Genomic DNA, 14,199 nt, shown 5'->3' with positions numbered 1-14,199 from the left:
ATCCTAATTTAGTATACATTATGGAAAAATCAATTGCAATTATTTGTGGTGGTGGTCCTGCACCAGGTATAAATACCGTTATAAGTACTTTGGCTAAAACTTTTATGAAAGATGGCTATAAAGTAATTGGTGTGCATCATGGCTATAAGGGGTTGCTATCTGATAATCCAGAAGTAAAAATTTTCGATTTTCATCACGCCGATCGTATTTTTAGTCGTGGCGGATCTACTTTAATAATGAGTAGGTTTAAACCAAAAGACAGCGATTTTAAAGCAGATTTTTTTAAAAATAATAATGTGAAATTATTGGTAACCATTGGCGGAGACGATACAGCATCTACCGCCAATAGGTTAACCAAATACCTTAATACTCAAAAGCTTTCTGTAGCACATATTCATGTGCCAAAAACTATAGATAACGATTTGCCTTTGCCAGACAGAAACCCAACATTTGGTTTCCATACCGCAAAAGATCAAGGTGTTCGTATTGGGAATACAGTTTATGAAGATGCTCGTACAAGCGAAAATTGGTTTGTAGTATCTGCCATGGGGCGTTCTGCTGGGCATTTAGCATTTGGTATAGCTTCTGCTTGTCATTTTCAAATGATGATTATTCCTGAAATGTTTAACAAAACTAAAATTACATTCGATAAGCTTATAAACATGATTGTATCTTCTATCGTAAAATGTAAAATAAAAGGTGTTGAGTATGGAGTGGCTTTAATTAGCGAAGGTGTTTTTCATTTTATGGATGAAGACGAAATTATTAATTCAGGTATTAATTTTACCTATGACGATCATGGGCATCCAGAATTAGGAAACGTAAGTAAGTCGCATATATTTAATTACTTACTTCAAATTAAGTTAAAAAAGTTAGGAATAGTTGTAAAATCTAGACCCGTAGAATTAGGTTACGAATTACGATGCTGTAACCCTATAGCTTTCGATTTAACATTATGCACACTATTGGGTATAGGAGTTAAGAAATTGTTCGATCAGGGAATAACAGGCTGTATTGTAAGTGCAAATTCAAATGGAGATATTAGTCCTTTATATCTAAAGGATTTTGAAGATGAAAACGGTAAAGTTCAACCACGATTAGTCGATATAAATTCCGATATGGCACAATTGTTTATTAATAATCTTTTTTATATTCAAGAAGAAGACTATGAAAGGGCAAAGCCATATTTACCCAACCCCGAAGCTTACGATTTTAAAAAAATATTAAATTGGAATTAAACTAAAATAAAAACATAATGGCACAATTTTCAAGATTAGAAGTAGCGCAAGCAATGAAAGATACAGGAATGATTCCTTTGTTTTTTCATAACGATATAGAATTAAGTAAAAAAGTATTAAAAGCATGTTACGATGGTGGAGCTCGTTTAATGGAGTTTACTGCACGTGGCGATTTTGCTCACGAAGTTTTTGGCGAACTTACAAAATATGCAATAGCAGAATTACCAGGCATGATTATGGGAGTAGGCTCTGTAACCGATGCAGGCCAAGCATCATTATACATGGCTTTAGGCGCAAATTTTATTGTAACTCCAGTATTGCGAGAAGATATAGCAATAGTTTGTAACAGAAGAAAAGTATTATGGTCTCCAGGCTGTGGTACATTAACAGAAATTACAAGAGCCGAAGAGTTAGGCTGCGAAATAGTAAAACTATTCCCTGGCGATATTTATGGCCCTCAATTTGTTAAAGGTATTAAAGGCCCACAACAATGGACATCTATTATGCCAACCGGTGGAGTTGCTCCAACCGAAGAAAACCTAAAAGGATGGTTTGATGCTGGAGTAACCTGTGTTGGTATGGGATCTAAATTAATATCTAAAGATATTATTGCTAATAAAGATTACGCAAAACTAGAAAAAGATGTTAAAGCCGCTTTAGCCATTGTTAAAGCAGTTAGAAAATAATTATTTTTAATACTCTATATAAGAAAAGCCACTTTTTAGTGGCTTTTCTTATTTTATAATAATAGTAATGTATTAATTGTAAACAAAAGCAAGTACTTTTATTTTTCTTTTAAACTCTATATAAATTTGTTACATTTGGCGCAATAATAAAAAATAATAACAATGAAAATAATGAAATTTTTAAGTTTAGTAACTATGGTTATACTTTTAGCCTCTTGTAACCAAAAAGGAGCTACTCAAAAACCAATTGAAACAGAATTAGATTCTGTAAGTTATGCAATAGGAATGGATGTTGCTAGAAATGTAAAAGCTAGTTTCGATGATTTTGATAGCGATTTATTTGTACAAGGATTTAATAACGTTACAGACTCAACAAATATTTTATTAGAAGAATCTAAAGCACAACAAGTAGTAAGAGCATATTTCCAAAAGAAACAACAAGCCGATGCTGCAAAACGTCAAGAAGAAGCTGCACAAAATAAAGCAGAAGGCGAGAAATTTTTAGCTGAAAATAAAAATAAAGACGGTGTTGTAACTACAGAAAGCGGTTTACAATATATTATTTTAAAAGAAGGAACAGGTAAAAAACCAACTACAGCATCAAAAGTAAAAGTACACTACCATGGTACTTTAATTGACGGTACTGTGTTTGATAGTTCTGTAGACAGAGGAGAACCAACAGAATTTGGAGTAACACAAGTTATTAAAGGATGGACAGAAGGTTTACAATTAATGAAAGAAGGTGCAAAGTATAAGTTCTTTATACCAAGCGATATTGCTTACGGAGCTAACCCAAGACCAGGAGGAGCAATAAAACCAAATTCAACTTTAATTTTCGATGTAGAGCTATTAGAAGTAAAGTAAACATTAATTACTTATTTTAATATAAAAAAACAGGAAGCTTAGCTTCCTGTTTTTTTGTTTTTATATTTTTAGGTGTAATAAAATATTCAAGTTGTAACTTTGCAACTAATAATAAATTTAATTATGAGTCATAAAGCAGGTTTTGTAAATATTATAGGAAATCCTAATGTTGGAAAATCCACACTAATGAATGCTTTTATTGGAGAAAAACTTTCAATTATAACCTCGAAAGCACAAACAACAAGGCACCGTATATTAGGTATAGTAAATGGCGATGATTTTCAGGTTGTGTTAAGCGATACACCAGGTATTATAAAACCAGCATACCAGCTTCAAGAATCTATGATGGGATTTGTAAAATCGGCTTTTGAAGATGCCGATGTACTAATATACATGGTAGAAATTGGCGAAAAAGAATTGAAAGACGAAGCCTTTTTTAATAAAATAACAAACTCTAAAATTCCTGTTTTATTATTACTTAATAAAATAGATAAGTCCGATCAAGAACAATTAGAAAATCAAGTACAAAGTTGGTCGCAAAAAGTACCAAATGCCGAAATTTTTCCTGTATCGGCATTAGAAGGCTTTAATGTAAAAGAAGTATTTAATAGAATATTAGACTTACTACCAGAATCGCCGCCATTTTATCCTAAAGATCAATTAACAGACAAGCCAGAGCGTTTTTTTATAAACGAAACCATTCGCGAAAAAATTTTAATGCATTATAAAAAAGAAATCCCTTATGCTGTAGAGGTTGATACCGAAGAGTTTTTAGAAGAAGAAAACATTATAAGAGTACGATCTGTAATTATGGTCGAGCGCGAAACCCAAAAAGGAATAATTATTGGCCATAAAGGAAGTGCCCTAAAACGAGTAGGTGTAGAAGCTAGAAAAGATTTAGAAACTTTTTTTGGTAAACAAATTCATATCGAATTATACGTAAAAGTAAATAAGAATTGGAGAAGTAATCAAAACCAATTAAAACGATTTGGTTATAATAATTAAGCACCAATTTTAAAAAAATGTAAGTTTTTTAGATTTTAACGACAAAGAATCATTATGAGAAGGTACTTTGTTTTTTTTATTTCAATTTTTATTCTTAATTGTAGTAATAACGATTCATTTGAAAACACTTCAACCAAAAGCGATTGGATTGTAGATGAAAACGATATTTGGGGGCATTTTTTCTTATACCCATTAGCCATAAACCCTAATTTTGAAAGCGTACAGAATATTAATTTAAGTGATGGCGAGTTAGTTGGAGTACTTAATTTTGGATTACAAGCAATTGTTTACCCCTATACTTACACCTTTGAAAGCGAAGTAATAAATGCAGATTATAACGGAAGAAAATATGCGTTTACCTATTGTCCAATTACTAAAAGTGCATTAGCTTTTCACAGAACACAAATATTTAGAGCATCTGGATATTTGTACAAAGACAATCTAACACCTTGGGATGACGAAACAGAATCTATTTGGTCTCAAATGTTAATAAAAGGGATAAAAGGCGAAAATAAAAACAAAAAATTTAACACAATACCCGTTTTAGAAACTACTTGGGGAGCCGTAAAATCATACTTCCCTAATGCCAAAGTGTTTTCTGGGACAGCATCAAATTCTAGTAAAATCAATTCAATTAAATTTAATAGGTTACCACCAGATGAAGATAATAATACCGTTTCAGAAGGAGATAAACCAAACCCTAGCGAGCATGTATATGGCATTATCGATAATTTTGTTAATGTTCATATTTTTAAACATTCAGATTTTCGAGATAAAGTAGTTATAAAAAAAATTGGAGCTCAAGAGTATATAGTAATAGGAAACCAATCAAAACGATTTTTTAATGCATTTAAAGTTGATAATGCTAATAATTTTGAAGTGTTAGATAATCAATTACCATTTGTAATTAAAAACAGAACTACAGGTATTAAATACAATATTTTAGGCGTAGGTAACAACGGTAGTGTTTTAGAAAAACCAAAATATGCTTATGTGGCAGCTTGGTGGGCTTGGGAAGATTTTTATTCAAATTTTACTTTTGTGAATAAAGAAAATTAGAGGCTTAGTTACCTAATTGCAACAATAAAAATAAATTTAGGGTGCTGTTTTAATTTCATAATATAGTATATTATTCATAAAATCGTTAAGCAATCTCATATCTTTAGTACTTGATGCTTTACCAATGCTTCCTGCAAAATATAAAGTTACCCAAAGTAAAACCATTAAAAGAGTAACGCTAGCTTGAATAGCAAAGCTTTGTTTTAAAGACCAATTAGTATACGTCCAAATACCAAACCCAATAAATAAAGCAGCAATAAGAAAATGCAGAAACATAAAAAGCGTCCAAACCGTAGGATTAGGTCCAAACAAGCCGTGTAGTGTACTAGAGTTATCGTTCGTTTTATTTATTTCTAAATGTAATTGCGGCGACCAAAAGGTTTGTTTTTCTTTAGGTAGTTTTATAAAAACATGGTTGTCAACTCTAGTAACAATAAAGTCTGTTTGAGTTGTTTTAGTGTTTTCAAAATCACTTAAAATGGCTTCATTATACCTAGGTATTTCCAATTTAAATCTTGGGCGTAAAACAATATCGTTACTTAAAGCCATTTCTACTTTAATTTTTGTATAGTAAAATACAGTTTTTTATTTAAAATAAAAAAGAACTTTACTAGATGTATATTTCCTATTTTTGCAGAATATTTCGGATAGAAATAAAAAAGGCATCGGATAAGGTGTAAAACGTAATTTATAGGATATGAGTAATATAGTAGCAATAGTAGGAAGGCCAAACGTAGGTAAATCTACTTTTTTTAATCGTTTAATACAACGACGCGAAGCCATTGTCGATGCTGTAAGCGGTGTAACCAGAGATCGCCATTATGGAAAGAGTGATTGGAACGGAAAAGAGTTTTCTTTAATAGATACTGGCGGTTATGTGAAAGGTAGCGACGATATTTTTGAAGCCGAAATTGATAAACAAGTTGAACTTGCTATTGATGAAGCCGATGCTATTATTTTTATGGTCGATGTAGAAGCAGGTGTAACAGGTATGGATGAAGATGTTGCTAAACTACTACGTAGAGTTAATAAACCAGTTTTTCTTGTTGTAAATAAAGTTGATAATGGAAAACGAGCAGAAGATGCAGTAGAATTTTATGCCTTAGGATTAGGAGAATATTACACCATTGCTAGTATAAACGGAAGCGGAACAGGAGAATTATTAGACGATTTAATAGAAGCTTTACCAGAAAAAGAAGACGTTGTTCAGGAAGAATTGCCACGTTTTGCAGTTGTTGGACGCCCAAATGCAGGAAAATCGTCATTTATAAATGCTCTTATTGGAGAAGATAGGTATATCGTTACAGATATAGCAGGCACCACTCGCGATGCTATAGATACTAAATACAACCGTTTTGGATTTGAATTTAATTTGGTTGATACCGCAGGAATAAGACGAAAATCTAAAGTAAAGGAAGATTTAGAGTTTTACTCCGTTATGCGAAGTGTACGAGCTATAGAGCATGCCGATGTGTGTTTGTTAGTTTTAGATGCCAATCGTGGTTTTGATGGTCAAGTACAAAACATTTTTTGGCTGGCCGAACGTAATAGAAAAGGCATCGTCGTTCTTGTTAACAAATGGGATTTAGTAGAAAAAGACCATAAATCTATGAAAGAATACGAAAAAGCTATTAAAAAGCAAATGGAACCCTTTACCGATGTGCCAATAGTTTTTATTTCTGCCTTAACAAAACAACGTATTTTTAAAGCTATTGAAACCGCAGTCGAGGTTTATAAAAACCGAACTAAAAAAATTAAAACAAGCCAGCTTAACGAGGTGCTTTTACCAATTATAGAAAATTACCCACCACCAGCATACAAGGCAAAGTTTGTAAAAATTAAATACATTATGCAATTGCCAACACCACAGCCACAATTTGCATTTTTTTGTAATTTGCCACAGTATGTTAAAGACCCTTATAAACGTTTTCTGGAAAACAAATTAAGAGAAAATTTTGGCTTTAATGGTGTGCCTATAAGTGTATATATGCGTAAAAAGTAAATGCAATAATAGTTTCTTTATTTCGTTATTATTGGTTATTTTTAAGCTTAGCTAAATAACCAATAATAATTTTATGAGTCAAATAATTACCTTCGGCGAAGTTCTAATGCGTATTTCCCCAAGAGGGAACAGAAAGTTTATTCAATCAAATACAGTAGAGTTTTATTTTGGAGGTACAGAGCTTAATGTTGGTATTTCTATTGCTAATTTTGGTGGTAGTGTAAAACATATTACATGTATCTCTAACGATTTTATTGGCAATACAGCATTAGCTTATCTAAATAAATTTGATTTAGACACCACAGCTATTGTAAGATCTAATAGGCCATTAGGTGTTTATTTTCTAGAAGTTGGTGCAGTAATGCGCCCCAGTCAAATCTCTTATAATAGATCGCATTCTGCTTTTTCAGAAATTAACCCAAGTATGGTTAATTGGGAAAAATCATTAGAAAATGGTAGTTGGTTTCATTGGACAGGCATAACACCAGCATTAACCCAAGGTAGTTTTGATACCCTAAAAGAAGGCCTAAAATTAGCAAGAAAAAAAGGTATGCAGGTCTCGGCCGACCCAACTTACAGAAGCGGTTTATGGAAATATGGGGTAGACCCCAAAGAGGCGTTAACAGAATTATTGCATTGTTCAACCATATTTATTGGAGGTATAAACGAAATGAACGAAGTTTTAGAAACTAATTATGGTTATAGTAATGACGAGTTTATTGAAGCAAGTAAATTGCTTATAAAAAAATTCCCATCAATAGTTAAAGTGTTCGATAAAATAAGAACCTCCATAAACTCTTCGTGGCATAAAATTAGAGCAAGAATGTGGAACGGTAAAAAGTTTTATGAAACTCAAGATTTTGATATTACTCACATTGTAGACCGCATAGGAACTGGCGATGCTTTTGCAGCTGGATTAATATATGGTTTACAGCATTTTAATGATACTAAATCTATGGAGTTTGCAAGTGCGGCATGTGCCTTAAAACACACCTATGTAGGCGATGTTAATTATACTACTATTGATGAGGTTAGCCGCATTGTTGAAGGTAATGTATCTGGACGATTTAACAGATAACCGCAAAAATTAGCTTAAATTTAAGTCTTTTTTAAGAAAATTAAGAAAGCAACTAGTTAATTTCGTTATTTGAATTTAAGTAACTATCCCTAAGTTACATCAATCAAAAAAATCAAATGCGCAAATTAATTTTTGTTGCAACTCTATTGGGTTGCTTTTTTTCTTTCAGTCAATCAAAAGATTTTAAAATTACTGGTAAAATAGTTTCAGACGAAGATCTCACACCTTTAGAAGCTGCAACTGTGTATTTACAACGTAAAAACGACAGTAGTTTAGTTACCTATACCATATCAGATAAAGACGGTGGTTTTGAGTTGGAAGATGCAACTTCAGACGAAAGTCTAGACCTTTTAGTATCTTATGTAGGATATCAAACATATAAAAAAACTATTGCTATTAATAAAAAAACAAAATCTTTAGAAGATATTAAACTTAAAATTAGTAGCGATGCTCTAGAAGAAGTAATTATTAAAACCTCTGCGCCAGTTACTATTAAAAAGGATACTTTAGAGTTTAATGTAAGTTCTTTTAAAACTAAAAAAGACGCAAATGTTGAAGATTTATTAAAACAATTACCAGGGGTTGAAATTGATGATAATGGAGCCATAAAAGTTAACGGAAAAGAAGTAAATAAAATTTTAGTTAACGGAAAACCATTTTTTGGAAACGATCCTTCTATTACTACAAAAAATTTAACTAAAGATATCATTGAAAAAATTCAAGTTGTAGATACAAAAACGAAAAGCCAAGCATTTACTGGAGAAGAAGGCGATACAGAAAATAAAACCATAAATTTAACGATAAAAGAAGAAAACAATAAAGGCGTTTTTGGTAGAGTTGCAGCGGGTATTGGTACTAATAAAAGAAATGAATTTGCAGGCATGTTTAACCGTTTTGATAACGACCAGCGAATTAGTGTTTTAGTAGGAGGCAATAATATAAATTCGCCAGGGTTTAGTTTTGGCGAAATAGAAAAAATGTTTGGTAGTGGCGGAAGGCGATCGTTTAACAGTAATGGCTCTTTTAGTATTAATGGCCGCCAGTTTGGTGGCGGACAAGGCATAACAACGTCTAAATTAGGTGGCGCTAATTATGCCGATAATATTGGTGAAAAAACAGAGCTAGCAGCCGATTACTTTTACTCAAACAGTAACTCTGTAAACGATAAGTCTGCACAACGTGAAACCATTTTATCAGATTCTAGATATTTTTCAAATTCTCAATCAAGTTCTAATAACGAAACTCAAAGCCATACGTTTAATACAGATTTTGAAATAAAAATAGATACAACATTCATGGTTAATATTAAGCCTTCATTTTCTGTTTCTAAAACAACGACAGACTATGAAAGCGAGGACGAAACTTTAAATCAAGATCTAGAACTTACCAACCAATCTATTTTAAATTCATTTGTAGAGAATAATTTAAATAATTTTTCTAATAGAATAAGTGCCACAAAAAAGTTTGGAACTAAAGGTGCATTTTTAAGGTTTAATATTAATAATCGTATAAATAAAAGTGAAAGCGACGATTTTATAAACTCAACATCCGAGGTTTTTGGTACAGCGCCAGAAACCATTATAAGAAATCAATTTACAGATGATAGTAGAGAAAGTAATGATTTTTCATCTAACGTAAGGTATAGGTTACCAATAAAAGCCAAAACGTTTTTTGTTAATTTTGAGTACGAATATCAATATAATAAAGACAATAATAAGAAAAGCACTTTCGATTTTGATGAAACAACCAATACATATAATACATTTAATGAAGCTTTAAGTACAGACTTTGAATATACCGACATGAAAAGCGTGCCAGGTGTTCAATTAAGCTATAGAGATGAAAAGTTATCGGCAAGATTTGGTATGGATTATGTATTTAGGACTTTAAAAAATCAAGACGGATTAAGGCCTCAATTTAATGTTGAAAGAGACTTTAATGCAATAGAAGTTAGGTCTAACTTTAATTATCGTTTTAGCAAAAAAGCTTCGATTTATGCAAGTTATAGATTAACTAATAGACCGCCCGCCTTAAGGCAAATGCAAGCTTTTGAAGATGTATCAAACCCGCTTAATACAGTTATAGGAAACCCTAATTTAGAACCTACAAAAGAAAACAGATTATATTTTGGCTTTAATGCTTATAATTGGAAAGAACGCACAGGTATTTACGTATATGGAAACATGTCTGCTAATAATAATGCGGTTGTTTCTAAAACAATAATAGACCCAGAAACTTTAAAACGTACTACAACTTACAGTAATGTAAACGGAAATAATAATGGGTCTTTTGGCTTTAATTATAGTAAAAATATTAAGCTAGACTCTATAAATTCTATAAGGTTAAGGGTTGGTAATTGGTCTAGTTTTTCAAAAAACATTAATTTTAATAACGGTGTAAAATATGCAAGTAAAAGTTTAGTTTTTAACCCTAATATAGGTGTAGATTATACATGGAAAGATATTTTAGAGTTTAAACCAAGATACAGACTATCTATTACAAATAGTAAATATGATATTGAAGCTTTTGACGATAGAAATTTTACCTCGCATAATCTAGATTTAAAAACCGCATATTTTTTACCTAAAGGGTTCGAGTGGCGTAATGATATAACATATAATTATAATTCTAATATTGCCGATGGATTTCAGAAAAGTGCATGGTTCTGGAATGCAAGTGTCGCGTATTCGGTTTTAAAAGAAAAAGGAATAATTACTTTAAAAGTATACGATTTGTTAAATCAGAATACAAATGCAAGACGCCGAGCCACACAAGATTATATAGAAGATACACAAAGTACTGTTTTACGCCAGTATTTTATGCTAAATTTTAGTTGGAAATTTAATAGTTTAGGATCTAAAGGAGAAATTAGAAGCGGCAGTCACTATATGTAGTTAAGGGTGTTAGTAAGTTATAATTATTATACATTACCAGCCACCGGAAGCACCACCACCGCCAAAACCACCGCCACCAAAGCCGCCGCCAAAGCCGCCGCCACCAGAAGACCACCCGCCACCAGAACTACTGCCCCAGCCGCTTGAAGAACCACGTCTGTAACTACCACGTCCCATATTGCTTAAAATAATGGCTTCAAGGATATCTCTACTATCAGAGCGGTTTCCATGATTTCCGCCACCGCCTCGGCGGTTTTTAGAAATAGATATAAGTATAATGATGAATATAAATAAGAATATGATAACTAAACCAATAGGGAAATTGCCTTGGTTAGCTTGTCGCGAGCCTTTATACTCACCATTCATCACCTCGAAAATAGCATCGGCACCTCTGTTTAAACCACCAGAATAATCATTTTGTTTAAAATAAGGAATAATATCGCGTTCTATAATACGTTTAGATAAGGCATCGGTTAACAGGTGTTCTACGCCGTAGCCTGTATTTATAGCAATTTTTCTATCAGCGTGAGCTAATAAAATTAAAATACCGTTATCTTTTTTTTCTTGCCCAATGCCCCATTTTTGCCCCCATTTAGCCCCTAAGTAACTTATGTTTTCTCCGTTAGTAGAATTAATAATAGCAATAACAATTTGAGTAGAAGTTGTATCGGAATATTTTATAAGTTTTCGTTCTAAATTGTTTTTTTGTGAAGCGGAAAGCAAATTAACATAATCGTAAACACTTGTTTGGAATTCTGGTTTTTCAGGAATATTGTATTGCGCGTGTACAACATTAAATACCAAGCTAAGTATTAAAAAATAAAAATACTTTTTGGAGTTAAAAAGTGATTGTATACCGAATACTAATAACTGCATATTAAATAAGCTATCCTTTAGAAATTTCATTGGTTAACTCGTTAGAGTCAGAGTCTGTATATGGAAAATATGTTTTAAGTTGCTCTCCAGATTTTATAATACCTTCAACTAATCCTGCTTTAAATTTACCTTGTTTAAAATACGATTGCATAAGGTTTTTGGTGCTGTCCCAAAAGTTTTTTTCAACGACATTATTTATACCTTCATCTCCATAAATAACAAAAGTTTTATCTTGAATGGCTAAGTAAATTAATACTGCGTTTTGAAGCTTAGTATTGCCCATTTTTAGTGTGTGAAAAACATTTAGGGCACGGTTTGTAGCATTGCCTTGGCAGGTTTTTTCTATATGTACACGAATTTCGCCAGAAGTATTAAGTTCTGCAATACGAATGGCTTCAACAATATCTTGTTCTTCTTTAGCAGTTAAAAAATCTTCTACTTTAGACATTTTTTAAAACTCTACTTTAGGTGCGTTTTCACTACCAGCAGCACTTTTAAATCTTGCCATTTCTTCAAATCCAAATAAGCCAGCTAATAGTTTTCCTGGAAATTTTGTAGTAAATATATCGTATTTGTTTACGGCTTCGTTATAACGGTTGCGTTCAACATTAATTCTGTTTTCTGTGCCTTCAAGTTGCGATTGTAATTCAAGGAAACTTTTATCGGCTTTTAAATCTGGATAACGCTCTACAGTTACTAATAATTTAGATAGCGCACCGCTTAAACCTTGTTGTGCTTGTTGAAATTGAGCCATTTTTTCTGGTGTTAAGTTGCCTGCATCAATAGTAGTTTTTGTGGCTTCAGATCTTGCTTTTATTACACCTTCTAGCGTTTCTTTTTCATGAGCAGCATAACCTTTAACTGTAGCAACAAGGTTTGGTATTAAATCGGCACGACGTTGGTAAGCACTCTCTACATTAGACCACGCTGTTTTTGCATCGGCTTCATATTCTACAGCAGTATTATTAAATCCTTTAGCCCAAGAATAAATTCCTAAAACAATTATGGCTATAATTATTAATGGTAAAAATTTTTTCATGATAATATTATTTAATGGTTTGTTTTATTTCTTATTGGTAAGACACATGTTTTGTGCAAAAGTTACTGGTATTGAAGGATTTTTTGTAAAAATGGTTTCAAAAATTAAAAGGCATTGTAACTTTTATAAATGTTGCTTTATTTTTATAAGTTGGTTTTTAATGTCTTCAAGTTTACTTATAATTTCAAAATTATTTAGCGCCTGCTTTTTTTCTTCTTTTAAATGCGTTTTTGCGCCTTCTAGCGTAAAGCCACGTTCTTTAACAAGATGATATATAAACTTAAGGTTTTTTATGTCTTCTGGTGTAAACTTACGGTTACCTTTCGCATTTTTTTTTGGCTTTAGTACATCGAACTCTTTTTCCCAGAAACGTATTAAAGAGGTATTTACACCAAAAGCTTTGGCTACTTCGCCAATACCATAATATCTTTTTTCTGGTAAATCTATATGCATTAATCGAGAGATTGATTTTCTAAAGAAGCGTGCTCCAATAGTTTGTTAAATTCTTCGGCTGTTAAGCTACCGTAATAAAAGTTTATAGGGTTAATTCTGTCTCCATCTTTAAATATTTCGTAATGTAAATGAGGGGCTTCCGAGCGTCCAGTACTTCCAACAAAGCCTATTAGGTCGCCTCGTTTTACTTTTTGGTTTTTTCTAACATTATATTTATATAAATGGGCATATAAACTTGTATAGCCGTAACCGTGGTTTATTCTAATATGTTTACCGTAACCAGAAGAGTTACTATCTGCACGTTCTACAACACCATCGCCAGTAGCGTAAATTGGTGTACCTCTAGGCGCAGTAAAATCCATGCCCCAATGCATTTTTCTAACTTTAGTAAAGGGATCCGATCGCATACCATAACCAGAGGCCATTCGCGTTAAATCTTCATTGCTTACAGGTTGTATAGCAGGAATAGCGGCTAGTAATTTTTCTTTCTCTTCTGCAAGAATAGCTATTTCGTCTAACGATTTAGATTGTACTACAATTTGTTTCTGTAAAACATCTAAACGTTTGTTGCTTTCTATAATTAGTTTAGAATTATCAAAGCCTTCTAGGTTTTTATATCTATTAATACCTCCAAAACCAGCTTTACGTTGTTCTTCAGGTATAGGATTTGCTTCAAAATAAACGCGATAAATATTATTATCTCTATCTGCAACATTAGCTAAAACAGTTTCAGCATGTTCCATTTTTTTATTTAATAATTCAAACTGTAATTGGGTGTTTTGTAGCTCTCTTTTTAAAGCGCGTTCTTTGGGCGATTCAACATACTGGCTGGCAATAAAAACAAAAATAAAAGCAAAAAAAGCAGCTGCTAAAATAAAAATACTAGCATATTTAAATGTAGTTCGTTTTTTACGCTCTATTTTGCGATAAGAAAGTGTTTCTTTATCGTAGTAATATTTTACCTTACTCATTTCTTAAATTATACTATTTTTGCAACTAAATTTA

14 protein-coding genes are annotated in these 14,199 nt (G+C 32.1%); 8 read left to right on the top strand and 6 right to left on the bottom strand.

All coding sequences use genetic code 11. The features are described 5' to 3' along the window. Positions 1-20: 20 nt before the first annotated feature. The 5 genes from ACNG5D_RS14925 (at position 21) to ACNG5D_RS14905 (ending at position 4,852) form a co-directional block, all read left to right on the top strand. The gene (locus ACNG5D_RS14925) at positions 21-1,238 is read left to right on the top strand and encodes a 6-phosphofructokinase (protein ID WP_418184333.1); all 1,218 of its coding nucleotides are present in this window, start codon (positions 21-23) and stop codon (positions 1,236-1,238) included. Between the two features lie 17 nt (positions 1,239-1,255). Beyond that, complete coding sequence (locus ACNG5D_RS14920) at positions 1,256-1,924, top strand: bifunctional 4-hydroxy-2-oxoglutarate aldolase/2-dehydro-3-deoxy-phosphogluconate aldolase (RefSeq protein ID WP_418184332.1); 669 nt, start codon at positions 1,256-1,258, stop codon at positions 1,922-1,924. A gap of 162 nt (positions 1,925-2,086) precedes the next feature. After that, the gene (locus ACNG5D_RS14915; protein WP_418184331.1) at positions 2,087-2,788 is read left to right on the top strand and encodes an FKBP-type peptidyl-prolyl cis-trans isomerase; all 702 of its coding nucleotides are present in this window, start codon (positions 2,087-2,089) and stop codon (positions 2,786-2,788) included. A gap of 123 nt (positions 2,789-2,911) precedes the next feature. Continuing rightward, entirely contained in the window at positions 2,912-3,793 is an 882-nt protein-coding gene (gene era, locus ACNG5D_RS14910) for a GTPase Era (protein WP_418184330.1), read from the top strand. Positions 3,794-3,847: 54 nt separating this feature from the next. After that, positions 3,848-4,852: a DUF3179 domain-containing (seleno)protein gene (locus ACNG5D_RS14905; protein ID WP_418184329.1), complete on the top strand. Its 1,005-nt coding sequence runs from the start codon at positions 3,848-3,850 to the stop codon at positions 4,850-4,852. Between the two features lie 36 nt (positions 4,853-4,888). Here the strand turns inward: ACNG5D_RS14905 and ACNG5D_RS14900 are convergent, their stop codons facing one another. Further along, positions 4,889-5,401: a GTP-binding protein gene (locus ACNG5D_RS14900; protein ID WP_418184328.1), complete on the bottom strand. Its 513-nt coding sequence runs from the start codon at positions 5,399-5,401 to the stop codon at positions 4,889-4,891. A 148-nt stretch (positions 5,402-5,549) separates the two neighbouring features. On the opposite strand from ACNG5D_RS14900, the gene der reads away from it, so the two are divergent. The 3 genes from der (at position 5,550) to ACNG5D_RS14885 (ending at position 10,826) form a co-directional block, all read left to right on the top strand. Then, positions 5,550-6,854 carry a ribosome biogenesis GTPase Der gene (der, locus tag ACNG5D_RS14895; RefSeq protein ID WP_418184327.1) on the top strand — a complete coding sequence of 435 codons (1,305 nt, stop codon included), beginning with the start codon at positions 5,550-5,552 and terminating at the stop codon, positions 6,852-6,854. A 73-nt stretch (positions 6,855-6,927) separates the two neighbouring features. Further along, positions 6,928-7,932 (top strand): sugar kinase, encoded by a 1,005-nt coding sequence (locus tag ACNG5D_RS14890; protein WP_418184326.1) that lies wholly within the window; start codon positions 6,928-6,930, stop codon positions 7,930-7,932. 116 nt (positions 7,933-8,048) lie between these two features. Beyond that, positions 8,049-10,826 (top strand): outer membrane beta-barrel protein, encoded by a 2,778-nt coding sequence (locus tag ACNG5D_RS14885; RefSeq protein WP_418184325.1) that lies wholly within the window; start codon positions 8,049-8,051, stop codon positions 10,824-10,826. Positions 10,827-10,859: 33 nt separating this feature from the next. On the opposite strand, the gene ACNG5D_RS14880 is transcribed toward ACNG5D_RS14885, so the two are convergent. From ACNG5D_RS14880 to ACNG5D_RS14860, 5 genes are all read right to left on the bottom strand, one after another. After that, positions 10,860-11,702, bottom strand: a complete 843-nt coding sequence (locus tag ACNG5D_RS14880) for a TPM domain-containing protein (RefSeq protein ID WP_418184445.1) — start codon at positions 11,700-11,702, stop codon at positions 10,860-10,862. Between the two features lie 10 nt (positions 11,703-11,712). Continuing rightward, the gene (locus ACNG5D_RS14875; RefSeq protein ID WP_418184324.1) at positions 11,713-12,150 is read right to left on the bottom strand and encodes a TPM domain-containing protein; all 438 of its coding nucleotides are present in this window, start codon (positions 12,148-12,150) and stop codon (positions 11,713-11,715) included. Positions 12,151-12,153: 3 nt separating this feature from the next. Then, positions 12,154-12,741 carry a LemA family protein gene (locus ACNG5D_RS14870; protein WP_418184323.1) on the bottom strand — a complete coding sequence of 196 codons (588 nt, stop codon included), beginning with the start codon at positions 12,739-12,741 and terminating at the stop codon, positions 12,154-12,156. Positions 12,742-12,864: 123 nt separating this feature from the next. Then, positions 12,865-13,194, bottom strand: coding sequence for a MerR family transcriptional regulator (locus ACNG5D_RS14865; RefSeq protein ID WP_418184322.1), 330 nt, complete (start codon positions 13,192-13,194; stop codon positions 12,865-12,867). Continuing rightward, entirely contained in the window at positions 13,194-14,165 is a 972-nt protein-coding gene (locus ACNG5D_RS14860; protein ID WP_418184321.1) for a M23 family metallopeptidase, read from the bottom strand. The genes ACNG5D_RS14865 and ACNG5D_RS14860 overlap by 1 nt, the downstream gene beginning before the upstream one ends. Between the last annotated feature and the right edge of the window lie 34 nt (positions 14,166-14,199).

Source organism: Algibacter ulvanivorans, from assembly GCF_048381495.1.
Taxonomy (GTDB): domain Bacteria; phylum Bacteroidota; class Bacteroidia; order Flavobacteriales; family Flavobacteriaceae; genus Algibacter_B; species Algibacter_B ulvanivorans.
This window is presented reverse-complemented; position numbering and strand designations above follow the sequence as displayed.